Here is a 21,582-nt window from a genome sequence, read left to right on the forward strand (position 1 = left end):
GGGCGCACGAGCTGGCCCATGCCACGAAAGCACCCCATCGACTGAACCGTGATTTCGGGTTCTCGAAGTTTGGCAACACGTCCTATGCGCGCGAGGAGATCGTCGCGGAATTGACCTCGGTGTTCCTGGGTCAGACGCTCGGCTTCACGGCGCATACGCTCGAGATGAATGCCGCCTACCTGCACAACTGGTTGCGGGTCCTTCGGTCGGACAAGGGCGCGATCTTCCGGCACGCCGCGGACGCGCAGCGCGCCTGTGATTATCTGATCGCCAGATCGGAGGTGGGCAGGGCAGGTCGCAGTGCCGAGGCCGCCTGACCGCACGGAGAACGGAGACACCCATGTCACGTAAGGAACCCAAAACGCTGCGGGTGGCCTGCTTCAACGACGGCCGCCGCAAGATCATCACCTTCAAGCGCGGTGCCTATTGGTGGAGCGCTGCCGAGGGCGCTTATCCGCTCTCGGCAGCGCTCGAGAGCATCAAAGAACAAGGCGGCTGGATCGAAACCATCCCCAACCCGAATTACAGACCCAAAGGGCTGTTCGGGTGGGGCGCCTTCGGCCTCGATTGATCCGCCAAGCGGAAAAGAAAAAGCGGGCTTTGAGAAGGGTGTTTCAAACCTCTCAAAGGAGATCCCCATGTCCATGAATGTTCAACCCCAGCTAGACCGTCCGGATCCGACCGTGATCGCGGTGCAGAACGACGCGTTTCGCAAACTTGCATGCCTTGGGGTGCCGCCCGCGCAACCCATCCAGGGCCGCATGCATGTCACCCGCTCGCTTATGGAGGCCGGCGATGGCTTCATGGCCGAGGCGGTGAAGGCGACTGGTGCGTTCGATACATTCGAGCCTGAGAATGATCCCGAGGGCTGGCATGATTTCGGGGCGGTCGAGATCCGGGGAGAGACCGTGTTCTGGAAGATCGATCTCTATGAAGCAGACTCGGACTTCCGCTATGGGGCTGAGACCCCGGACAATCCTGCCACCACCATGCGCGTGCTGACCATCATGCTGGCGCGCGACTGGTAGGGCAGGGGACTCCTCACCCTGACATCTGAGACGATGAAGGCCCGCTGACCCCTCAAAGGGAAAGTGGGCCTTTTGTCGTGGTGATCCCTGAAGCCGGGGATTGGTCACGCGCGTGAGCGCGCGGGCCACACTTCACCCTCCTGGAAGGATATCCCATGACCACATGCTTTGCTCCCCTTACCGTCGCTATCGGCGATCTCGTCCCGCATCCCGCCAATGTGCGCAGCAACGCGCCGGAACCTATCACCCCGAGAACATCGCCCATCTGAAGGCCAGTATCGCTATTCTGGGCCTGCTCCAGCCTCTCCTGGTCCAGAAGCTCGACGGCAAATACGCTGTCCTCGCCGGTGGCCGGCGCTATGCCGCGCTGAAGGAGCTGGTTGCCGACAAGGCCGCCAAGGGGTTCACGGCGAAGACCAAGGTGGACTGCCGCCTTGTGCCGGAAGACTGCGACGTCACCACGGCACTGTCGCTCGCCGAGAACATCACCCAGGCACCGATGAATGCCATCGACGAGTTCGAGGCTTTCGCCCGGATGATGGAGGTCGACGGCCAGACGCCCGAGACGATCGCGAAGACCTTCGGCACCACGGTGGCCGCCGTGAAAGGCCGGTTGCGCTATGGCCTTATCCACCCCGACATCCGCGCCGCGGCCCGGGGCAAGGTGATCACGCTCGACACGATGAAGGCCTTCGCCGAGCACCCGAGCCAGGAAGCGCAGCGCGAGGTCTTCGAGGCGCTCACGAAAGACGGCGGCTATATGCAGGCCTATACCGTCCGGCAGGCGCTCAAATCCCGCGGGGTGCAAGTCAAAGATGATATTGGGGCTTTCGTGCGCGAAGACTACGAGGCGCGTGGCGGCGCAGTCGCGGCTGACCTTCTTGAAGAGCATTCCGTGCTTGAGGATGCGGCGCTGGTCGAGACCATCTTGCTCGAAAAGCTCGGTGCCGCTGCCGAAGAGGCCCGTATGAGGCTGGGCTTTGCCTGGGCCGATGCGATGGTCCGCTATGATTACGCGACCATGGCCGACTACGGCCGCGTCTATCCCGGCCCGATCGAGCCTGATGAGGCTGCCCGGAAGCGCGTGGATGAAATCACCGCCGAGCTTGAGAAATTGCAGCTCGAGATGGAGAATGAGGGACTCGAGGACGGTGCCTACAACGCCCTTTACGAGCGCGTGGACGCCTTGGAAGAGGAAGCCCGCGACCTGCAGGAGGCCTACAGCGCCGAGGACCTCGTCCGCGCTGGTGTGATTGCCTCGTGGCAGGGTGGGCAGATCACGCTCCATGTGGGCCTCGTCCGCCCCGAGGACACCGTCAAAGAGGAGGGCGCGCGCGGCTCCGCGAGTAATCCGACAGGGGAGGAGGCCCCGGACGCCGGAGAAATCACTTATCCAGCCTCGCTGGCAGAGGACCTCAAGACCGAGCGAGCCATGGCCCTTGGCGCCGCGATGGCGCTGCATCCGGAGGCCACGCTCGATCTGACTCTTTTCAAGCTGGTGAGCGACGTTCTGGGCACCGGCATGAGTGTCACGCAGGCGATCAAGATCGATGCCCGCAAGGAATACCGCAACCACGCCAAGATGGACGAGATTGACGAGACCTCCCTTGAGCAGGTGGCCGCGGCGCATGATGTGCTGGACCTCTCGTGGCTCGATGATACCCGCCCGCCCGCCGATCAGTTCGCGGCGTTTCGCGCGCTGAAGGCCGGCGAGAAGGCCAAGCTCGTCGCCTATGCCACGGCCAGCACCACGCAGTCCTGCTTCGCGCGGGATCCTCGGCGCGACAGCCTAATGCATGACTTCGAGATCGAGATCATGCCCGACATCCGCGCCCACTGGACGCCGAACGCGGCGCTGTTCAATCGTTTCAAGAAGGCCTGGCTCCTGAAGATTCTGGGCGAGGATCTGGGTCTGGCCCAGGAGGCGGTGACGCTGGCCTCGTCGAGCAAGAAGGAAATCGTCGCCTTCTGCGACAAGCTCTTCGCCGAACCCTTCGCCACACTCACGGACGCGCAGCGCGCTGCCGTGGCCGCCTGGTGCCCGCCGATGATGCAGACCGCCGGTGGCGCCTGTGATGAGACGGCGCCGATCACGGAAACCCCGGAACCTGACGGCGAGGTCGCGCAAGCGGCCTGAGCCATCACGCGACCCGCGCGAGGCATTCCCTGCGCGGGTCGACCCTCTTCCAAACCGAACAGAAAGACATCCCGATGGCTATTCTCAAGTTCTCTGCCTCCGCAGTTGCGGCGCAGATCGCCCATGCGCGCGCCTGCAAGACCTTCCTGCCCAACTGGAACGGGCCCGTGGACAGGCCGGCCCTGATCCTCATCGTCGGCAATGGTGTGCATCTGCGCTCGAACGGCATCGATGGCACGACCACCCGTATCGTCACCACCGAACAGGCCGATCCCTCCTTCGCCTTCGCCGACGGCATGAACCCATTTCGGGATACCGACTGGATGGCGCAGCGCCGCATGGCGTTTCGCGATCTGACCGGCCAGTTCTACACCGACATCCTGGATGACGTGCAGGTGCTCATCGACCGGGGGCGAGGGGCCATCCGGCTCGCCACCGATGGCCACAGCATCCGCGTCTTCGTGCGCCGGGCCTCGGATTATCTCATCGGCGGGACCTACGAAGTGCCCTCGGGCCTCGGCGGCACCTTCCGGGTCATCCTCAAGGATGCCTGCGACACCTTCGCGATCGTGCAGAACTGCGGCAATTGCGAGGATTTCGACGCCATGCAGCCCTACCGCGTGCCGCTCGATACCCTGATGGAAATCGATGACCGGAGGGTGGCGTAACGCGCCCATTCTCAAACACGCATCGCCAATACCCTGCCGGGCCTGCGGCCCTCTCGGGACATTGGCGACAACAATTTCCCCAGTGACAGAAAGGACTCTGAGATGGGTTGGCTCTTCTACACCGACGGCCGCGTCAAATCCTACGCGGATGAGAAAGCGGAAATCGCCCGGCTCTGCACCTTCGAGGGCGAAATGCGCAGAACCGAACTGATCAAGGCCTGCAAGGTGGGCTCCACCTGGTATGCGGCGGCAAGGGTCACAGGTATCGATGGCTCGCCGGTCGAGGACACGACCTATGTGACCGATGCGGATGGCTCCATCACTTTCGGGGCTGTCTTCCTCACCCGATACGATGACGGCTGCTGGGGCTACAAGGACATGGAGGAAAGCGCTGGCCCGAACGAGTCTCGTGCTCCCCTTGGGCTGATCGAGCTCCTCTCCGACCTGAAAGACCCGGACAGCTACGCCCAGGACTGGCGCCAGCGCTGCCGGGACTGGGCTTCGATCCCTGACTACGAGGAAGGCGACAAGATCCGGCTCGCAGCACCCGTGACGCTCACCGATGGCAGCACCTGCCAGATCGTCACCGCGACACACTACAGGCGTGGGCGGCAAAAACGCCGCTGCTACCGCATCGAGGAAACCGGTGGGCTCGTACGCCTGTCGAAGGCCTCGCTTGCGGGCTCGGAGCTGCTCAGCTCTGCGAAAGTCGCGGCCAGTCCTGTGCTGGCGGAGTTCCTAGCGGGGCAGGGTGGCTGAATTTCCCGCTGAGACAACACCACGGGACTACGCGCGCACATACTGCCGACTTGAATTCGTATCTCAAATGAGATACATCATTCCCATCAACTGGAGGACCATCCATGCCTGCCCAAACATCCATGCTTCATGTCCGTGTTGACGATCAGCTGAAAGCACAGGCGTCGGACGCACTTGCGGGCGTCGGTCTGACGCTCTCCGACGCGGTGCGTATTCTTCTAACCCGCGTGGCCGCAGAAGGCGGATTGCCTGCCGGATTGACCGCTGATCCGGATGCCTATGACGCCTGGTTCCGGGCGAAGGTACAGGAAGCGCTGGACGATCCAAGCCCCACAACGCCCCATGCCAAGGCGATGCAAGACGCCCAGGCATTGATTGACGGGAAGCGCCTTGCCAATCTTGAATGGAAAGCCACGGCCATAGCCGACTTGCTGGCAATCATTGACTACATCTCTGACGACAACCCGGATGCCGCCCAAGTTCTCAAAGACGAGATTGAACACAAGACGTCCCTCCTTCCAGAACGCCCTCAGATGTACCGCGCGGGCCGTGTGGACGGGACTAGGGAGATGGTTGTTCGGCCGAACTACATCGTGGTCTATGCTGAAAGCCCTGAGATGGTGACCATTTTGCGCGTTCTTCATGCTGCGCAGCAGTGGCCATGATCGGGGTGCAGGCCCCCCGCTAAGAAATTGCCCGCTCTCCGCCTTCAAAGTGTAGAGCAGGCTTTTTGTCCTTTGGAACTCAGACCCTGATCCAAAGGAAACCCCCATGTCCAAGCACCGCTCAACGCTCCCCAATCCTGTTGAATCCGACGCTAACCTCGTCTCTGCCCTCGAGCAGATCGGCACGGAGGTCGACTACCAGCCCCTGCGTAGCTCAGCGCTCGCGCGCATCATGCGCGAGACGTTTCATGGCAGCGATGCCGGCGATGCCTGGGACTGGCGCATGGCCTATGACATGATGCAGGCAGCGGCCATCCAGGTGTTTCTGCGTGGGGCCGGTGCCACAGCAGACATCGCCAACGCAAAACTCCTCGCCTCACGTCTCCTTACGGAAACCCGCCGGTCAGAGCAGCAGATCCGGCTACAGCAGTTTTCCACGCCGCTGCCATTCGCGGCGCTGGTTTTGCGGGCCGCGGCGATCCGCAAGGGCGAGACCGTTCTGGAGCCCTCGGCTGGCACCGGTGCCCTGGCTGCTTTCGCCGCCCGGGCCGGTGCCACGCTTCTGCTCAACGAGATCGACCCCTTTCGCCAGCGCCTCCTGCGCGCGGTTTTCGGCGGCGAGGTCACAGGCCATGACGGCGAGCATATCGATGATCTGCTGCAGACGCCGGTTCTACCCGAGGTCGTGGTGATGAACCCGCCCTTCGCCTCCTCGGTCGATCGCTCCCGAGACAAGCACATCGCCGCCAAGCATCTCATCGCGGCTGCAAAGCGCCTGGCACCCGGCGGGCGGCTGGTGGCGATCATGCCGCCGGGATTCACGCCCGAACGCGATGCCGCGCATTGGTCCCGCGCCTGCGGTCTCCTGACGCCGCGATTGGCGCTGACGATGCCGGGACAGGTCTATCGCAAGCTCGGCACCTCTGTCGAAACCCAGCTGATGGTCTTCGACAAGGTGCAGGAGGACGGCGAAATGATCCGCGCCAGTGTCCGGGACTTGGATGAAGCCCTTCCTTTTGTCGACGCAGTTGCCGCGACCCGGCCCGAGATGCGCCCCGTCCAACGGGCTGAAGCGATCCCTCATGCGCGACCGATCGTTCCATCATCTGCCCCGCGCAAGACCGCTGCTGCGCCTGTCGCCGCCTCCAAATCTCGGGCCAATGCCGTTGTCCCGCTCACTTTCAAGAGCCTCGATATCCCGCGCGACAACACGCCCATCTCGGACATCTATGCGCGCTACCGTCCGCAGCGGATCGAGATCGCGGGTGCGCAAGAACATCCCACGCCGCTCGTCGAGAGCATCGCCATGGCCTCGGTTGCCCCGCCCATGCCCTCAAACACGGGCAGTGATGACTTGCGCCTGCCCGCACGGTTGATCGAGGAGGGACATCTCTCCGAGGCGCAGCTGGAAACCATCATCATGGCGCATGACGCCCATGGGCGCGACCTGCCCGGTCGGTTTACCATCGATGACGACCAGACCAAGCTGACGCGCGTCGATGATGACCCGGATGCACGGGCCTATCGCCTTGGTTACTTTCTCGGCGACGGCACCGGTTGCGGCAAGGGACGCGAATGCGCAGGGCTCATCCTTGTCAACTGGCTTTCCGGGCGCAGGAAGGCGATCTGGGTCTCCAAATCCGCCACGCTCATCGAGGACGCCATCCGCGACTGGACCGATCTCGGCGGCTCGCCAGCCGACATCCAGCCGCTCTCCAAATGGAAACCGGACCAGCCCGTCCCTATGGGTGACGGTATCCTCTTCGTCACCTACGCCACGCTGCGGTCCGCGGGCAAATGCGGCACCACGCGACTGAGCCAGATCCTCGACTGGATGGGCGAAGACTTTGAAGGCGTACTGGCCTTTGATGAGGCCCATGCCATGCAGAACGCGGCCGGGTCCGAGCAGGGCAGGGGGGTCAAACCCTCCCAGCAGGGACTTGCTGGCCTGCGGCTGCAACTGGCAGCACCCCGCGCTCGCGTCTTCTACATCTCGGCCACGGGTGCCACGAGCGTGCACAACCTGGCCTATGCCGCGCGGCTAGGGCTCTGGGGGCAAGGCCCCGAATACCCTTTCCCGAGCCGCGAGAGTTTCGTGTCGGCGATGGAAGCTGGCGGCGTTGCCGCCATGGAGGTGGTCGCCCGTGATCTCAAAACGCTCGGCCTCTATACCGCCCGCGCCCTCAGCTTTGATGGCGTGGAGTATGACGTGCTCGAACACGCGCTCACCCCGGCCCAGATCGAGGTCTACGACGCCTACGCGGGCGCGTTTCGTACGATCCACCACAATCTCGAGGCCGCGCTGACAGCGACCGGCGTCAACGATGCCTCGGGGGAGACTAATGCCTCGGCCGCACGCGCCTCGGCCAAGTCCCGCTTCGAGAGCACGAAACAGCGCTTCTTCAACCATCTCCTGATGGGCATGAAAGCCCCGACCATCATCCGCGCCATCGAGGACGATCTCGCGGCAGGCAACGCTTGCGTCATTCAGGTGGTCTCGACAGGTGAGAGCCTGCTGAAACGCAGACTTGAGACGATGGACCCGGAGGATGAACTCGTCGAGGGTGCGCTAACGCCGCGCGACTACGTCCTGGGCTATCTCGAACAGGCCTTCCCGATTCATGCGCAAAAGCTGGTCGAGATCGACGGCAATATGGTGGCGGAACCCTTGCGGGATGAGACCGGCGCGCTGGTTGTCTCGCGCGAGGCGCTCGCCCTGCGCGATGCGGCCATGATGGAGTTGATGACGCTCGCCCCGATCCCCTCGGCGCTCGATCAGATCCTCTGGGCTTTTGGCGACGAGGCCGTCGCAGAGGTCACGGGGCGGTCCATCCGGCCCCTCAAGGCCGAGGATGGCCATCTCTTCATCGAGAAGCGCAGCGCCAGTAGCAATTCGTCCGAGACCCAAGCCTTTATGGATGGTGAGAAGGATATCCTGATCTTCTCCGATGCGGGCGGGACGGGCCGGTCCTATCACGCGGCGCAAACGGCGAAGAACCAGAAACGGCGGCGGCACTACCTGCTGGAGCCCGGCTGGCGCGCCGATGCGGCCATCCAGGGGCTGGGCCGCACGCATCGCTCGGCGCAGGTCAGCGCGCCCTTCTTCCGGGTCTGCACCTCGGATGTGCATGGCGAGAAGCGTTTCACCTCGACGATTGCCAAGCGCCTCGACCAGCTAGGGGCCTTGACCAAGGGTCAGCGCGAGACCGGCTCGCAAGGCATGTTCCGCGAGGAGGACAATCTCGAAAGCCCGATCGCGCGGGCGGCACTGCGTGGGTATTTCGCCGATCTTGCCGCCGGGCGCGCTGAGGCGATGAGCTACGAGAGCTTCACCGACTGGACGGCCCTGCGGCTGATCGACAAGGACGGGGTGCTCCTTGAGGAGCTTCCGCCGATCCAGCGGTTTCTGAACCGGGTTCTGGCCCTGCCCATCCACATGCAGAATGCGCTCTTTGCCGAGTTCATGCGCCGGATCGCTGATCAGACGGAACGGGCGCGCGCGGCAGGCACGCTCGATCTCGGCGTGGAAACCCTGCGTGGCGAAAAGATCGAACAGGTCTCCACCGAGGATCTCTGGACCTGCCCGAAATCCGGCGCGGTGACGCGGATCATCGGGCTCGAGGTCACGGATCCGGTGCATGTCCTTGACGCCGAAGAGGCCATATCGCGCAATCCGGACAAGCTGCCCATGGTCAATCGCGCCTCCGGTCGCGCGGCGCTCATCTCGGCGCGCCCCATGCAGATGTATGACGAGGATATCGTGACGCTGATGCGCAAGGCGGTGCGGCCAAACGGGTCGAGCTATTTCGAAGAGGCACGGTTCGAGTCCTCGGCCTGGGAAGAGATCGGCAAGCCTGAGTTCGTACGGCTTTGGGATGAAGAGGCTGCGTCCCTGCCGAAAACCACCACGACCAAGCTCTACCTGCTGACGGGGCTGCTGTTGCCGATCTGGAAGGACATCCCGACCACCAATGAGCGCATCTACCGGGTCACGCCCGATGGGGCGACCGCGATGATCGGGCGCACGCTCAGTGAGGAAGGGGCAGCGGCCCTCCGCGCACGCTTCCTCGTCTCCAACCCGGTGACACCGCAGGAGATGTTGACCGCTGCCCTCGGCACCACCGCGCCGGTCGATCTGGGCCGGGGCCTGACCCTGACCCGTCGCCGGGTCGCAGGCGAAATGCGCCTTGAACTGTCCGGTGCGGATCGGGGCATGATCGACGGCCTCAAGGCCCTCGGCTGCTTTACAGAGATCATCGCTTTCCAGTTGCGGGTGTTCCTGCCGCATGGGGAAGGTGTCGACACGGTCAGCATTCTGGCCCGGATTGTGGGGCAGGGAACCAGCAACGCGGCAGACCAAGCCGCCTGAAAAGTCAAAGCGGGCTTTGGGCCGGGCGTCGCGGATCGGGGTTTGGCCGGTCTGCGTTTTCCGGGCGCGCGCTGACCAATGCCAGGCCCGGCCCCCCCCAAATTCAGAGAAGAGGACGGACCCATGACCAATCCCCAAATCGATTATGCCGCAATGGCGGCTCAGTGGCGCGCGGAGCGCGAAACCACCTTGAAGGCGTCCCGAGCGGAGCTGCTCGCGCAACTACGTGCGCTTGGCATCAGCGAGGTCACTGCCGAATACGAAGGCTATGGCGACTCTGGCAATGTCGAGGATGTGACGGTGCAGCCTGCAGAGGTCAAACTACCGGAGCCGCTTGCCACAGAGGTTGGCGACTTCGCCTGGTCGCTCGCCTATCACCATCACCCGGGGTTCGAAAACAACGAGGGCGGCTACGGCACGCTGACCTGGGACATAGCACTAGACAGCATTATCCTCGATCACGCGGACCGCTATGTCGAATGCTCGCACAGCTATGACGAGGGGCTGTGAGATGGCCCATCCGCTTCATCATGCCGAAAGCTCTGCCCGGAAATTCGGCGGGGTGCCATCTGACTATCAGTCTGTGCACGATTGGTTTGACGCCTCGAAAGAGCACCTCGCGCTCTTCACGCACCGAGCCATGCGCCACCACGCTCAAGGCCTTTTTGAGGCCGAACGTGTCTTCGGCTTGACCCTGACCAATAGCGCAGGTCGGGACATTCCCGTGCGCTGGATCGGCGAGCAGCATGTCCGCGAAGACTGTCAGGGCCGCATTCCGAGTATGGCGGACTGGCTGCGACGGATACAGCCTGAGCCATGGATGGCCAATGGCCACATCGACCGGCACGCCGGCTCCGAGCCCTGCGGTGACCCAAGGGTTGCCTGGGCCTCCGAGGTCGCCGCCGGAAGAACGGTTCTTGGCCTGAAAGATTGGATGGCGGCGCGCGCGATGCAAGCGGCGCAGAGTGCCTGACAGGACCCGGCTTTTTGCCAATTGAATGCCGCACGGAAGCCCGGTTGGACGACCGGGCTTCTTGCGTCGTTTCCCCACCATTCTTCCTGAGGAGGTTCGCATGACACTCGATGAAATCAAGGCGGCCGTTGATGCCGGCCAGACCGTGCATTGGGCCAATACCGGCTACGTTGTCCACAAGGACCGGCTCGGTCAGTACCTCATCACCTATGTGCCGAATGGTAGCTGCATCGGTCTGACCGACCGGGGCGGGCACCGGTTGAACGGAAAAGAAACGGAGTTCTTCGTCGCGCAATCGAAGGACGCCGCAGAAAATCCAGGTAGCCGATCAAGACCAGACGGGCAGGGGAGGGGCGCAGCACCCGGAGGCACGGGGGCATTCCCTCTCGGACGGCAGCTCTGAGCTTTGGGCGGGGCTGAAAGGAAAGCAGGCTTTCTGATTTGTGATCCCTCAAGGGGTCGAGAAAGCAATCCCGGATGCGCTGGCAAGGACTTCAGGCACCGGCCAATCCAAAAGGAACCATCCCATGTTCGCAGGAACCCTCACCCGCAATGTTGAGACCGCAGCCGCTCAGTACACCGGCATGATCCACTCGTCACGCTTTGACATCGCCATCCAGTTGGAGTCGCGGGCCAAGATGTCCGAACGCAGCCCGGATTTTGACGTGACGGCAGTCAACAAATCAGGCCGCAAGGTGCGCATCGGCACAGCCTGGAACGAGACCGGAAACACCAGTGGCAACCCCTACATCTCGATGCAGATCGATGTCGGCTTGGGTCCGTTCCGGGTCAACGCGGTGCAGACGAAAGAGGCGCGCGCGGCCCAAAGCGGCGCGTTCGAGATCATCCCGCTGGTCTCGAACGGCCTGATGAAATCCGGCTCGATCTCGGGCGAGCTCACCGCCATGGACGCCGACAACGCCTTCACCGGCTACATCGCCAACATGATGTTCGATCTGGAGTTCATGCTGATAGAGAATAGCTACAAATCCGAGGAGACCCATCCCGATTACCGCATCGAGGTCAGCTCGCCCCGGGGCGCACCGATCCGCGTCGGCTCGGCTTGGATGGCGAAAAGCAGCCGCACGGGCAATGACTACCTGTCGCTGCTGATCAACACGCCCGATGGCGATCTGCGCGTCAACGCCGTGCAGAACGAAGAACAGCGCGGCGGGCAGACCTTCTCGATCATCCCGTTCATCGACAGCGGTGAGCAGCCGCAGGACGCGGGCGCGGGGCTCTCCTTGGTCGCCTAATCGGCGCGCGAGGGGAGACGATCTGAATCGAAAGGGGAGCCGTGGGATCACGGTTCCCCTTTTTCCATGTTTGGCTGCATGACGGGCGCCATCTGCTTGCGATCTGCTGAATATGATATACGATAATATATTATTGAATAGACGAAGGTAGGCGCATGGTGGCGAGACTGGGAAAAGCTCCGTGGTTCGAGAGCTTTGATGTAGAAGCAGAGGTTGCAGAGCTTCTTGCTCATATCGAGCGTTGCACCGGATTTGCGCTGCTTAACCGCAAGCGTGATGTCATCATGACCCATGCAAGGGCAAAGCTCGACAGGACAAGGCAGGCATTTCTGGAGGCCAAGGCGGCGGGAAAGCCGGTGTCCACATCGCGCCGCGCTTATCTGACCGAAGTTCAGGACACGATCTTCATGGCGATCCCGGAGGAGAACCTCGCGCGGATGCCGCTGCGCGAGCAGGTTCTCAACGAGCCGTCATTTTACGCGGATGCCATGCACCGCGCCGCTGCAATTAGCGAGGATGAGCTTTTCATGGCGCTGTCCTCTTCGCTGAAAGACATGACAGTCCAAGACGCCCGGGCCTTCGTCTCGAAGCTTTGGCACGGCACGATTGACGACAATGCCCGCAAATATGCCGAAGCACTGAAGCGCCCCGAGCGTGCACCGCAGCCCTTTCGCCCGGGGAACACCGTGTAAGACCTAAGCGATTCTCTTGGCTTGAGCCGTACCGAGGTTGGCTGTCAACGGCGGAGTAAAAACCGGCCACGTGGCGGCGCAAAACCAAGCCAGTGGCGGGATGCCAAGCGCCATGGCGCGTGCGCTCCCCAGATAGCTGGCGCGTGCCATGGCGCATTGGCCCGGAGGGCCAATTCTGCAATGTGTGATCAGGTTGAGGCTTCGGCCTTTCGGGCGCGGCTTTGGCCGAGCCGATAGCTGTCGCCGTTCATCTCGAGGATGTTGACGTGGTGGGTCAGCCTGTCGAGCAGCGCGCCGGTCAGGCGTTCGGTGCCGAAGGTTTCGGTCCATTCGTCGAATGGCAAGTTGCTCGTGATCATCGTGGACCCGCGCTCATAGCGCTGCGAGATCAGCTCGAACAAGAGCTCGGCGCCGGTCTTGGATAGCGGCACGAAGCCCAACTCGTCGATGATCAGCAATTTGACGCCGGCCAGCTGCTTTTGCAGACGGAGCAGGCGGCGTTCGTCGCGGGCCTCCATCAGCTCGTTGACCAGCGCGGCGGCGGTGGTGAAGCTGACCGCCATGCCCTTCTGGCAGGCCGCCAGCCCCAGCCCGAGGGCAACATGGGTCTTGCCGGTGCCACTGGGCCCCAAGGCGATGACATTCTCGCGCCGCTCAATCCAGTTGCAACGGGCGAGTTCCAGCACCTGCATCTTGTTGAGCTTCGGGATCGCCTTGAAGTCGAAGCTGTCCAGGCTCTTGGCCGTCGGGAACTTCGCGGCCTTGATGCGCCGCTCGATCATCCGCCGCTCGCGGTCGATCAATTCCAGCTCGACCAGGCGGGCCAGGAACTGGACATGATCCAGCCCTTCCGCGGCGCATTGTCGGGCGAGCTTCTCGTATTCCCGCAGGAAGGTGGGCAGCTTCAGCGTCTTGAGATGATCCGCGAGCAGGATCTTCGGGATGTCGGTCATGCTGCATCCTCCGACATCAGGGCCATATAGCTGGCCGGGGATGTGGTCTCGACGTTCGCCCGCGGCAGATATGGGTAGACATCGAGATCCAATTTCGGCGGCCGTTTCTCGACGTGACAGAGGACGAGGTGCTTGACGGCATCGAAGCCGACCGCGCCCAATTGCAGGGCCTTCTTAACGGCGGCATGCAGATCGTCGATGTCGAAGGTCTCCAGCAGGCGCAGAACCTGGACATACTCGCGGCGTCCGGCCTTGATCATCCGCGCTTCCATCAGGCGGCGCAGGGTCGCGAACTCGAGCGGCAGGTCCCATTCCGCCAGGGGCGCCGCCTGGTCCAGGGCGTTGATCTTTTGCTCGATGAGCGGAAGGTAATGCACCGGGTCGAAGACCATGTCCTCACGGTCGTAGCAGCGTGGATGTCGTGCGATGACCTCGCCACCGCAGCCGATCACGACCACGTCGACATAGCCCCTGATCCAGACGTCACGGTGGCCGTAGGCGACGGGGACTGAGTAATCGTTGGTTTTGTAGCGCACCAGTGCCTGGGAGCTGACCCGTCCGGTGACCTGATCGCAAGCATCGAATGGCGCTGTCGGCAGATCAGCCATCGCGGCCAAATCCCGCTCGAGGCGTTCCGCGATCGTCTCGGACTGGCCGCGCAGGACATCCGCCTGACGTTTGAGGCACTGTGCCTCCAGGTAATCGTTGAATGCGTCCCAAGTCGCGAACCGCGGGATCGGCACCATGAAGTTGCGGCGGGAATAACCGACCAACCCCTCCGCGTTGCCCTTGTCATTGCCCTTGCCGGGGCGCCCGTAACGATCACGGAACAGGTAATGCGACAGGAACCCGCTGAAGAGCGTGGCCCGCTGACGCGTTCCATCAGGAAGAATCTTCGCAACCAGACAGCGGTCGTTGTCGTAGAGGACCGACGCGGGCACCTTGCCGAAGAACGCGAAAGCGTGAACGTGGCCATCCACCCAAACCTCGGCAGTGGCTGCCGGATAGGCTCGCACGAAGCAGGCATCACTGTGCGGCAGATCCATGACAAAGAAATGCGCCTTCTGCTCAATGCCGCCGATGACGACCACCGCCTCGCCGAAGTCGGCCTGGGCATGACCGGGCGGATGCGCCAGCGGCACGAACATCTCGCGGCCGCGCCGTTCACGCTGCCGCATGTAATCCTTTACGATCGTGTAGCCGCCGGTGAACCCGTGTTCGTCGCGGAGCCGCTCGAACACCCGCTTCGCCGTGTGCCGCTGCTTGCGATGGACCTCCCGATCGCCGTCCAGCCAGCCGTCGATGATCCCGGTGTAAGCATCCAGCTTCGGCCGCCTGATCGGTGCCGACCGCCGATATCCCGGCGGGACCGAGAACGCCATCATCTTGGCTACGCTGTCGCGCGAGATGTTGAAATGCCGCGCCGCTTCGCGCTGGCTCATGCCTTCAGCACAGGCCAGCCGAACTTTCCGATACAAATCCACGGTGAAAATCCTCCCGCCCTCCCTGTCGCCAGAAAGGGTAAAGGTGGACGACTTTTACGCCGCCCGCAGCAGGCTCATCCCGCCGCTACCGTGGCCGACTTTTGCACCGCCGTTCTCAGTTGGCCGCCTCAAACCCCCTTTCCTGGAGGTGGCATCCTGTGCAGCGCGCGAAAGCCGTTGAAGGCGCTGTGAGGACGTCTACTGTCGCCAACATGATGAACCGAGATCACATGCGCGCCTTCTTTCGGCGCGCCGCGGCGCTTGCCGCCTTTGTCGCGCTGCTCTGGGCAGTCCAGGTCGTCAATTGGATCGTCGGCTACGGTTTGAACCCAGCCTTCGGCCTGATCCCCAGGCAGCCCGGTGGTTTGGATGGCGTCATCGCAATGCCGCTGCTGCACGGAAGCTTCGCGCATCTTATGGCCAATACGCCGCCGATCCTGGTGATGGGTGGGCTGCTGATGGCCACGACCACGAGGGCCTTGCTGCCTGTGAACGCCGTGGTGATCGGCCTCGGCGGTGGTCTCGTCTGGCTGTTCGTGCTCCGCCATCCATATCGGTGCGTCAGGGCTCGTCTTCGGCTGGTTCGGCTTCCTCGTCGCGCACGGCTTCGTGGATCGCTCATTGACCACGCTGGGCGCGGCACTGGTAGTCGGTGTCCTCTATGGCTCCATTATCTGGGGCGTTCTTCCGGGCCAACCTGGCGTTTCGTGGGAGGCTCATCTCTTCGGCGCTATCGCGGGCGCGGTCGCTGCAGTCCTTGTCCGGACGCATGTCCATGCGCCGCGCCTCGGCGGCGTCGATCTGGAATGAAACAGTACAATCGGCCCAAAGAAGACATCCAAAACCGTCCCGTAATGCTGCAGTTGCATCCCTCATAAGTTGTCATTCGTTTGGCGGGTCGTGGTCAGACCAACGCTTCGATCTGTTTGGCTTCAACCATCGCACTGATTTCAGTGTAAAGGTTGACGGGCTGTCCTGGCGCGGAAATCGAAATCACCAACGCATAGCGCCCCTTGTCATTGAAACGCTTCTGCCCTGAATGGGTCTTCCACCACCCGGTGACAGGATAGATCGCAATCGCGTCGTGCAACGCGAGGTCAATCGCCTTGCCCCGCCACAGGTCACAGTGGAGCGAACCGGCTTGCACCGCTTTTGGGCCGAGGAGCCAACAATCCTTTTCCGTCTCTGCAGGCGGGGTGCCCTTTTCCTGATGCCCAGAAACGCGCCGTAGGAACTGTTGTTTTGTATCCGAGCGTTTCTTCATGGCAAATCGAAGCCCGAACGAACGGTAAGTCTCGGGGCGGGTTGCGGCGCGGCCAGAAAGATTCGGCTCAATGAAATAGGAAAGAGTTACCTTCATCATGACAATGCCATTTTCAATCTCTTCCAGGGCTGCCTTCGGCCACGGGAGGTCATAAAAGTGCATTTCGTTGAAAACTGGCGGGCCGCCTGCATCACTGGGGGCGAAGGGCTGAATCGGAGCCTGCGCAACAAGCGTCACATCGTTCTGCGCCGAGAACACGGCTCGTTGAAGGTTCGGAACACCATAACCGAACTCACGCAGGGCCTTTTGCTTCTTTCCTTTGCTCCCGCCTTTCCAATGCGCACCGCGCGGACCAATAAAGTGCTTTCGGATCGGCTCGGGCCACGAGGCAGAATCTACAGTCAACGCCCGGTGCGTCTCGGGCCACAGATCAGGCAGGGCAGCCTGCAAGCCACCCACGAAATTCCCCGCCACCCCTGCAGCCGCACTGGTCGCCCAAAATGGCACAAGCGGTTGGTTGAACACATCGGAGCCGGGGGCAAGCAGTGATAAGGACGGTTGCCAAAGGCAGAAATTGAATGCATCAACCGACATGTTGCCAGCTTCGAACAAAACCTCGGGCTTGATCGGCGTCAAATCATTTGCAAGTTCTGTTGAGCCTAGGCTGAAAGGGCTTCGATGATTTGCCGGAACCGCCACACCAAGGCCCGGCGGCGTGACAGGAGGTGTTTCTTTTCGAGTAAACCCACCAATGGTGAGCGAATTCCAGCTTTGCGATGGGTCTTCTAACGGATGCGATTGAATTACGTCATCCAGCATTCCGCCGAGCATATTTCCGGCAGCAACCACGACCATGCGCTTAGGGCGTTCTGCGGCTTGGACCCCCGGCTCCTGATCACCGGGCATTGCCCCTGAGGTAATTTGATCTAGGGCTCCGCTCCAAGTTGACGGACGGTCGGGTGGGTAGAAACCAGATGAATTTGCGATACAAAAGGCCCGCCGCACATTCGGTCGCTCTACCTCGACAAGAGACACGGCACCCTCAGTGACCACACCACGATTGGGCGGTGCAGTATCCGCAAATCCGGGCGGCGGCAGGAGCTTCATTGACTCGACTGCATGGGAAAGCTCCACTTGCCGCATGTCGTTCATTAGGGCCTCTAAGTCCCCATAGAGCGCTAGTCCGGCCAGCGGCGTGCCGTGTCCGCCATCTGGATGGTGATCATCCGTCCCCCAAGCCGCATCATAGGCCCAAGCCCCCCGCAGCCCGGGAGCGATCAGCGGGTGCCCACCCGCAACACCAGTATCCAATGTGCAGACCGCATTTGCGTCCGCAGGCGGCGGGGTAACCCGATTCACAAGGTCGGCAACCCAATCCTCCGGTCCGACACCATTGCCCTGCCTGTCAAGGAAAGGCTCAATCGTGGCGGTTGACCTTCGCACTTCCACAAGCGCTCCCAGCACCCTGCCAGCGAAATCCGCTGCCGTGGCCGCCGATCCGTGCACGAAAAGAACGGTCGTATCCGGGAAAAAGAGGCGGTCCTGATGAACCTCAAGGTCTGCATGTTGAGCCGCCGCAGAGACACCTTCGGCTATATTCGCGCCACCGCGCACCCAGAGTTCCCACCAAACGGCATCGGAAGAATCGAAGTCCGCCGGACCAACGAAGAGGGATCGTGCCACTGCGGATTGGATCGTCTCAATCCGCTCAAATCGGTCAAGGTCCTGCCGTGCTTGGTTTCCAGGGTCTTTTCCATACCCCTGAAGCCTGCCCCGCAGAAAAGCACGGGCATCATCCGGTACAAAAATGAGGGCGCTTTCCGTTCGGTCGTCTCGCCGATCTGATCGAAGCACCACCACATCTTCCTGCGGAAACTCGAAGTTCTTAGGCAGTTTCACCGCGCCAGAGCGGGCAGATTGCGGCGGCATGGTGCCCACTTCAACAATCTTCCCGGGCTTCAGCCCCTCGACGGGCAAACGGTTGTCGTGCCCCGCCCCAGGTATCTCACCCAACGCGGCAGCCAATTGGTCGAGAAGGTTCTGGGCGTGTGCCGCGTAATCTTCCCGAAGCGGCTTCTTGTCCATCTTTTGCTTCGGGTAGGAATAACCAACCTCGTCCCGGAACACGTCGAACGGGATGTGCACATGCTTACGCGCGTCGAAATCACTTTGATCCGCCATCAGACCCTGCTTCCAATTTTATTGGGTTCACCATTCACGCTCTGCGTGCACGGCTATAGGTTCGCGCCTTTGCGAAACTTCCCCTTAAGGGTCTGGCGATCATGCAGGGCCGAGCGCAGGGAGTCAGCCGAAATCTTTGTCACGCCGTCAATAATTGCGTCCTTCACCACAGAGTCCGTGGCGCGTACAAGCTCGCCCGGGCTCAACCCGGCCAATGCCGGCTCCAATGAGGACCAAGACCTCGCGCTCAACTTGAACTTGCCAAGCCGCTTTTCAATAATCGCCCGCGCCGCTTCAGTTTCAGGCAGCGAATATTCCACCACCTCGTCAAACCGGCGAGCCAAGGCCTCGTCTAGAATTTCAACATGGTTTGTCGCGGCCAGCACAACGCTATCCGTCGAATTGGGTTCTTCCATGAATGCGAGAACCGAATTCAGGACCCGGCGAATTTCGCCAATGTCGTTCGGATCACCTCGGCGAGCGCCTATAGCGTCGAACTCGTCTAGAAGATACACACCACGCATCTGGGCAATTTGATCGAACAGAATCCGGAGCTTGCCTGCGGTCTCCCCGAAGAACCGGCTGAAAAGGGACTCAAGCCGAACGGTGAACAAGGGCAACCGAAGCTCACCGGCCAACGCCGAGGCCGTCATTGTCTTGCCCGTTCCGGGAGGCCCAACGAGAAGCAAATGGGTTGTGGGCTTCTGACCGAATTGACGCAACGTGGCGCGTTCTTCTTGCTGACGGACCACACGGGCGAGTCGGTTCCGCACATCGTCGGCCAGCACCATGCTGCCCAAGGTAATCTTTGGGAAAGTGCTCTCGACAAGCCCCTGAAGTTCGGCCCGTGGGCGAGCCATCGGAATCGGCGTCTGTACCCCTGTCGGAGAGCCAAGGCGCCGCCGATCGCGCGCCTTCTGCACGACACGCTTTAGCTTCTCCGCGTCATCGGCCCGCCCCTCGCGCGCCTGTTGCGCGGCGATCTGCAAAGCCACTGAAAGGAACTGATCTTCGTCGCCCTCGATGTGCGAATTGAGGAGGGCAAGAATCTGTCGTGTAGTCATCACCTACTCCTCCTTTTCGAAAAAGCTCATTGCGCCAAGGCCTGCGCCGAAATCAAGATGACGGTTCACCTTGCGAAAGCTTCTACCTCAAACGGTGAATCTGCACCATCGAAAAGGTCTTGGAGCGGCTCCAGAACTTGAGCGAGTGGCGATAATGTGTTCAGTGCGGTCGCTTCAATCTCGAATGTCGGCAATAGCTGAACTCCCTCCGATTTTTCGCTCCCGCGGCAAACGGCAGCTTCCCGCCCATCACGTCGAATGCCTGGACAAGCAATCCCTATAGTCGGCAGCGTAGTCCCTGCACATCAACCGTGGCCAGAGCCTTACGGCCTCCCCTGCTCGGCTTCGCGTGTCGCAGGGGAGAACGGCCCTTCGGTCCGTCGCGCATTCGGCCATGCGGCCTCACCGCGGCGTCGCACCCGGCATCCCGGTTTGCCCGCCTCGCGAGCACGTCCCTCCCCGGCCGCTCCGCCGGATTGCGCTCTGGTCTGTTTTGGCCTGAGACCAAAACGATCCCGCCGCTTCATCCGTCTTCCGCGTCCGGTCGGGCCGTTTGCCTGCTCGGGTCGGGCAAACCTACCGTCAAAACACACACACATGAGTGCGGAAGCATATCCTCCGGATGGCCCCCAAATCAGCCCGCGTCAAGGATCGCAAAACTTTTCGGCGAGGGCGGGGCCTGTGGCGGGGGCGGTCCCGTGCGCGAGCGCGCGCATGTGTCGGGTGCTGCGCGCGGAAAACTTTTGCGCCCGGCAAGCCGGCGGCTGCGCCGTCCCTGACCCGGGCAGATTCGGAAACCAGGCATTCGGCCATGCCCCCACACTCACGTGGTGGCCTAGGAACCGAACACTGGAGACCAGACATGGCTTACGACACCGCAAACACCTACGAGACGATCGAACTTTTCGGGCTGACCGAGAAGGACGCGCAGCTGCCGATCCCGGAAGATCACATCCTGACCGACCGCATCATCCGCGAGAGCTTCGAGGCTTTGCTCGGTCAGCTGCGCGGGACCGGGCTTGAAGCAGAGATCGAACCGCTGGCCCATGGGCTCGCGACGATCCTGCAGCGCCGCAAGGTGGCGCTTGGCAAGGAGGTCCACCGCACCGCCGACAAGATCGGTGCGCTGGCAAAATCCCACGACGGATCGGAGATCGCCGAGACCGCGCTCGAAGAGGCGCAGGCCCGCTTTGTGCAGCTGCGCGAGATTGTCAGCGCCATCGAGGTAATGAGCGAGGCAGCGGCGGAATGCTACGAGGTCGAAACGGGCCACGCCTTCATCCCGGCAGCCGGGTCGCGCGCAAGCGTCCGGGCGCAGGAGACCGGGGCGGTCTTCGAGGCGCGGCAGCTCCTGGAGCAGCACGACCGTGAAACCGCCGAGAAGTCGAAAGTCGAGGGGGTTCCCCTGATCGTCTCAGGAGCCACCGACTGGGCAGATGTCGATGTGATCTTCAACACGCTCGACAAGGTTCGCGAACGGATCAAGCAGAACCGCAACCAGGAGATCTTCCTCTGCCACAAGGGTGGCAAGCACGGGGCAGAGATGATTGCGGCTCGGTGGGCCCGGGCACGCGGGGTCGCGCAGGCGCGCTTCGATCCTCGCTGGTCCGCGCATGGGCGGGCGGCACCGTTCAAGTGCAACGACGAAATGCTGGACGACAAGTTCGCGGCGACGGGGGTTGTTCTCTTCGGCGGCAACGGGGTCGCGCTGAACCTCGGGCAGAAGGCGGAAGCGAAAGGCTTGACGGTCATGCGGGTTGCTGACCCGGCGAAGAAGGCGTCGCAGGATTGAAGAGAGGGGGTCGCGCTTGGCGCGGCCCTTTCGTCATGTCTCATGGCGCGTGCGATCGGTCATGCGTGATCGGCAGTCTGCGGCGGCCGGCACTGCCATCCCTCTACCCGGTCCGTCAGAGTGCGGCCCATCCGCATCGGTGCGGGCTGGGGATGGTGCGCACCTCACGCACATCGTCAGCATCGCAAGACGCGAGGGGTCGAGACGTCGCATATGAAGCTGAACACCTGCACGTTCCTCGGGGCGTGTTTCGGAACATCGCATCCACGCGGGCGGGCTCCGTCAGCACCCCGGCCA

Annotated in this window: 19 protein-coding genes and 2 pseudogenes; 16 read left to right on the forward strand and 5 right to left on the reverse strand. The window is 62.3% G+C overall.

The annotated features are described in order from the left end of the window. The 14 genes and pseudogenes from TQ29_RS18620 to TQ29_RS18685 form a co-directional block, all read left to right on the forward strand. On the forward strand, positions 1-317 hold a 317-nt coding region (locus tag TQ29_RS18620), incomplete at its 5' end, for a zincin-like metallopeptidase domain-containing protein (protein WP_255353483.1). Between the two features lie 23 nt (positions 318-340). Further along, positions 341-571 (forward strand): DUF6330 family protein, encoded by a 231-nt coding sequence (locus tag TQ29_RS18625; RefSeq protein ID WP_054540535.1) that lies wholly within the window; start codon positions 341-343, stop codon positions 569-571. Between the two features lie 67 nt (positions 572-638). Then, positions 639-1,028, forward strand: a complete 390-nt coding sequence (locus TQ29_RS18630; protein ID WP_054540534.1) for a DUF3768 domain-containing protein — start codon at positions 639-641, stop codon at positions 1,026-1,028. 155 nt (positions 1,029-1,183) lie between these two features. After that, positions 1,184-3,165 (forward strand): annotated as a pseudogene (locus TQ29_RS18635) (ParB/RepB/Spo0J family partition protein). Positions 3,166-3,239: 74 nt separating this feature from the next. Continuing rightward, the gene (locus tag TQ29_RS18640) at positions 3,240-3,833 is read left to right on the forward strand and encodes a hypothetical protein (RefSeq protein ID WP_054540626.1); all 594 of its coding nucleotides are present in this window, start codon (positions 3,240-3,242) and stop codon (positions 3,831-3,833) included. Positions 3,834-3,935: 102 nt separating this feature from the next. Then, entirely contained in the window at positions 3,936-4,592 is a 657-nt protein-coding gene (locus tag TQ29_RS18645; RefSeq protein ID WP_054540627.1) for a hypothetical protein, read from the forward strand. Positions 4,593-4,696: 104 nt separating this feature from the next. Continuing rightward, positions 4,697-4,987, forward strand: a pseudogene (locus TQ29_RS21210) (type II toxin-antitoxin system RelB/DinJ family antitoxin); the annotation flags it as partial. Further along, complete coding sequence (locus TQ29_RS21000; RefSeq protein WP_255353486.1) at positions 4,964-5,257, forward strand: type II toxin-antitoxin system RelE/ParE family toxin; 294 nt, start codon at positions 4,964-4,966, stop codon at positions 5,255-5,257. The pseudogene TQ29_RS21210 and the gene TQ29_RS21000, both read left to right, overlap by 24 nt. Before the next feature lie 106 nt (positions 5,258-5,363). After that, positions 5,364-9,626, forward strand: a complete 4,263-nt coding sequence (locus tag TQ29_RS18660; RefSeq protein WP_054540628.1) for a strawberry notch family protein — start codon at positions 5,364-5,366, stop codon at positions 9,624-9,626. Between the two features lie 123 nt (positions 9,627-9,749). Beyond that, entirely contained in the window at positions 9,750-10,136 is a 387-nt protein-coding gene (locus TQ29_RS18665) for a DUF6878 family protein (RefSeq protein ID WP_054540629.1), read from the forward strand. 1 nt (position 10,137) lies between these two features. Then, positions 10,138-10,599, forward strand: a complete 462-nt coding sequence (locus TQ29_RS18670; RefSeq protein WP_054540630.1) for a hypothetical protein — start codon at positions 10,138-10,140, stop codon at positions 10,597-10,599. 100 nt (positions 10,600-10,699) lie between these two features. Next, positions 10,700-11,002, forward strand: a complete 303-nt coding sequence (locus tag TQ29_RS18675; protein WP_054540631.1) for a hypothetical protein — start codon at positions 10,700-10,702, stop codon at positions 11,000-11,002. A gap of 124 nt (positions 11,003-11,126) precedes the next feature. Continuing rightward, positions 11,127-11,855 carry a DUF736 family protein gene (locus TQ29_RS18680; protein ID WP_054540632.1) on the forward strand — a complete coding sequence of 243 codons (729 nt, stop codon included), beginning with the start codon at positions 11,127-11,129 and terminating at the stop codon, positions 11,853-11,855. Between the two features lie 155 nt (positions 11,856-12,010). Next, positions 12,011-12,547 carry a hypothetical protein gene (locus tag TQ29_RS18685; protein WP_235974563.1) on the forward strand — a complete coding sequence of 179 codons (537 nt, stop codon included), beginning with the start codon at positions 12,011-12,013 and terminating at the stop codon, positions 12,545-12,547. A 188-nt stretch (positions 12,548-12,735) separates the two neighbouring features. Here the strand turns inward: TQ29_RS18685 and istB are convergent, their stop codons facing one another. From istB to TQ29_RS21325, 3 genes are all read right to left on the reverse strand, one after another. After that, positions 12,736-13,500: an IS21-like element helper ATPase IstB gene (gene istB / locus TQ29_RS18690; RefSeq protein ID WP_054539392.1), complete on the reverse strand. Its 765-nt coding sequence runs from the start codon at positions 13,498-13,500 to the stop codon at positions 12,736-12,738. Beyond that, a complete protein-coding gene (gene istA / locus TQ29_RS18695; RefSeq protein ID WP_082386617.1) occupies positions 13,497-14,942 on the reverse strand; it encodes an IS21 family transposase in 1,446 nt (481 codons plus the stop codon). The genes istB and istA overlap by 4 nt, the downstream gene beginning before the upstream one ends. Positions 14,943-15,112: 170 nt before the next feature. Beyond that, the gene (locus TQ29_RS21325; protein ID WP_054540633.1) at positions 15,113-15,532 is read right to left on the reverse strand and encodes a hypothetical protein; all 420 of its coding nucleotides are present in this window, start codon (positions 15,530-15,532) and stop codon (positions 15,113-15,115) included. On the opposite strand from TQ29_RS21325, the gene TQ29_RS21330 reads away from it, so the two are divergent. Further along, the gene (locus TQ29_RS21330) at positions 15,501-15,794 is read left to right on the forward strand and encodes a rhomboid family intramembrane serine protease (protein ID WP_328705655.1); all 294 of its coding nucleotides are present in this window, start codon (positions 15,501-15,503) and stop codon (positions 15,792-15,794) included. The genes TQ29_RS21325 and TQ29_RS21330 overlap by 32 nt on opposite strands. Before the next feature lie 94 nt (positions 15,795-15,888). On the opposite strand, the gene TQ29_RS18710 is transcribed toward TQ29_RS21330, so the two are convergent. Both TQ29_RS18710 and TQ29_RS18715 read right to left on the reverse strand, forming a co-directional pair. Continuing rightward, a complete protein-coding gene (locus TQ29_RS18710; protein ID WP_054540635.1) occupies positions 15,889-18,429 on the reverse strand; it encodes a S8 family peptidase in 2,541 nt (846 codons plus the stop codon). Between the two features lie 53 nt (positions 18,430-18,482). Continuing rightward, complete coding sequence (locus TQ29_RS18715) at positions 18,483-19,493, reverse strand: AAA family ATPase (RefSeq protein ID WP_054540636.1); 1,011 nt, start codon at positions 19,491-19,493, stop codon at positions 18,483-18,485. An 862-nt stretch (positions 19,494-20,355) separates the two neighbouring features. Between TQ29_RS18715 and TQ29_RS18720 the strand changes: the two genes are divergently transcribed. After that, entirely contained in the window at positions 20,356-21,285 is a 930-nt protein-coding gene (locus TQ29_RS18720; RefSeq protein ID WP_054540637.1) for a DUF2493 domain-containing protein, read from the forward strand. Positions 21,286-21,582: the final 297 nt, after the last annotated feature.

The organism is Actibacterium sp. EMB200-NS6, assembly GCF_001305615.1.
GTDB classification, from domain to species: Bacteria; Pseudomonadota; Alphaproteobacteria; order Rhodobacterales; family Rhodobacteraceae; genus Actibacterium_A; species Actibacterium_A naphthalenivorans.

What these genes read in the sequence shown, in the direction of transcription:
- TQ29_RS18715 (WP_054540636.1), bottom strand. Translation starts at nt 19,493, where the DNA reads ATGACTACACGACAGATTCTTGCCCTCCTCAATTCGCACATCGAGGGC.
- TQ29_RS18720 (WP_054540637.1), top strand. Translation starts at nt 20,356, where the DNA reads ATGGCTTACGACACCGCAAACACCTACGAGACGATCGAACTTTTCGGG.
- TQ29_RS18660 (WP_054540628.1), top strand. Translation starts at nt 5,364, where the DNA reads ATGTCCAAGCACCGCTCAACGCTCCCCAATCCTGTTGAATCCGACGCT.
- istB (WP_054539392.1), bottom strand. Translation starts at nt 13,500, where the DNA reads ATGACCGACATCCCGAAGATCCTGCTCGCGGATCATCTCAAGACGCTG.
- TQ29_RS18645 (WP_054540627.1), top strand. Translation starts at nt 3,936, where the DNA reads ATGGGTTGGCTCTTCTACACCGACGGCCGCGTCAAATCCTACGCGGAT.
- TQ29_RS21325 (WP_054540633.1), bottom strand. Translation starts at nt 15,532, where the DNA reads ATGGCGGAGCACGAACAGCCAGACGAGACCACCGCCGAGGCCGATCAC.
- istA (WP_082386617.1), bottom strand. Translation starts at nt 14,942, where the DNA reads ATGAGCCAGCGCGAAGCGGCGCGGCATTTCAACATCTCGCGCGACAGC.
- TQ29_RS18685 (WP_235974563.1), top strand. Translation starts at nt 12,011, where the DNA reads ATGGTGGCGAGACTGGGAAAAGCTCCGTGGTTCGAGAGCTTTGATGTA.
- TQ29_RS18675 (WP_054540631.1), top strand. Translation starts at nt 10,700, where the DNA reads ATGACACTCGATGAAATCAAGGCGGCCGTTGATGCCGGCCAGACCGTG.
- TQ29_RS18680 (WP_054540632.1), top strand. Translation starts at nt 11,127, where the DNA reads ATGTTCGCAGGAACCCTCACCCGCAATGTTGAGACCGCAGCCGCTCAG.
- TQ29_RS18665 (WP_054540629.1), top strand. Translation starts at nt 9,750, where the DNA reads ATGACCAATCCCCAAATCGATTATGCCGCAATGGCGGCTCAGTGGCGC.
- TQ29_RS18640 (WP_054540626.1), top strand. Translation starts at nt 3,240, where the DNA reads ATGGCTATTCTCAAGTTCTCTGCCTCCGCAGTTGCGGCGCAGATCGCC.
- TQ29_RS18625 (WP_054540535.1), top strand. Translation starts at nt 341, where the DNA reads ATGTCACGTAAGGAACCCAAAACGCTGCGGGTGGCCTGCTTCAACGAC.
- TQ29_RS18710 (WP_054540635.1), bottom strand. Translation starts at nt 18,429, where the DNA reads ATGGCGGATCAAAGTGATTTCGACGCGCGTAAGCATGTGCACATCCCG.
- TQ29_RS18670 (WP_054540630.1), top strand. Translation starts at nt 10,138, where the DNA reads ATGGCCCATCCGCTTCATCATGCCGAAAGCTCTGCCCGGAAATTCGGC.
- TQ29_RS18630 (WP_054540534.1), top strand. Translation starts at nt 639, where the DNA reads ATGTCCATGAATGTTCAACCCCAGCTAGACCGTCCGGATCCGACCGTG.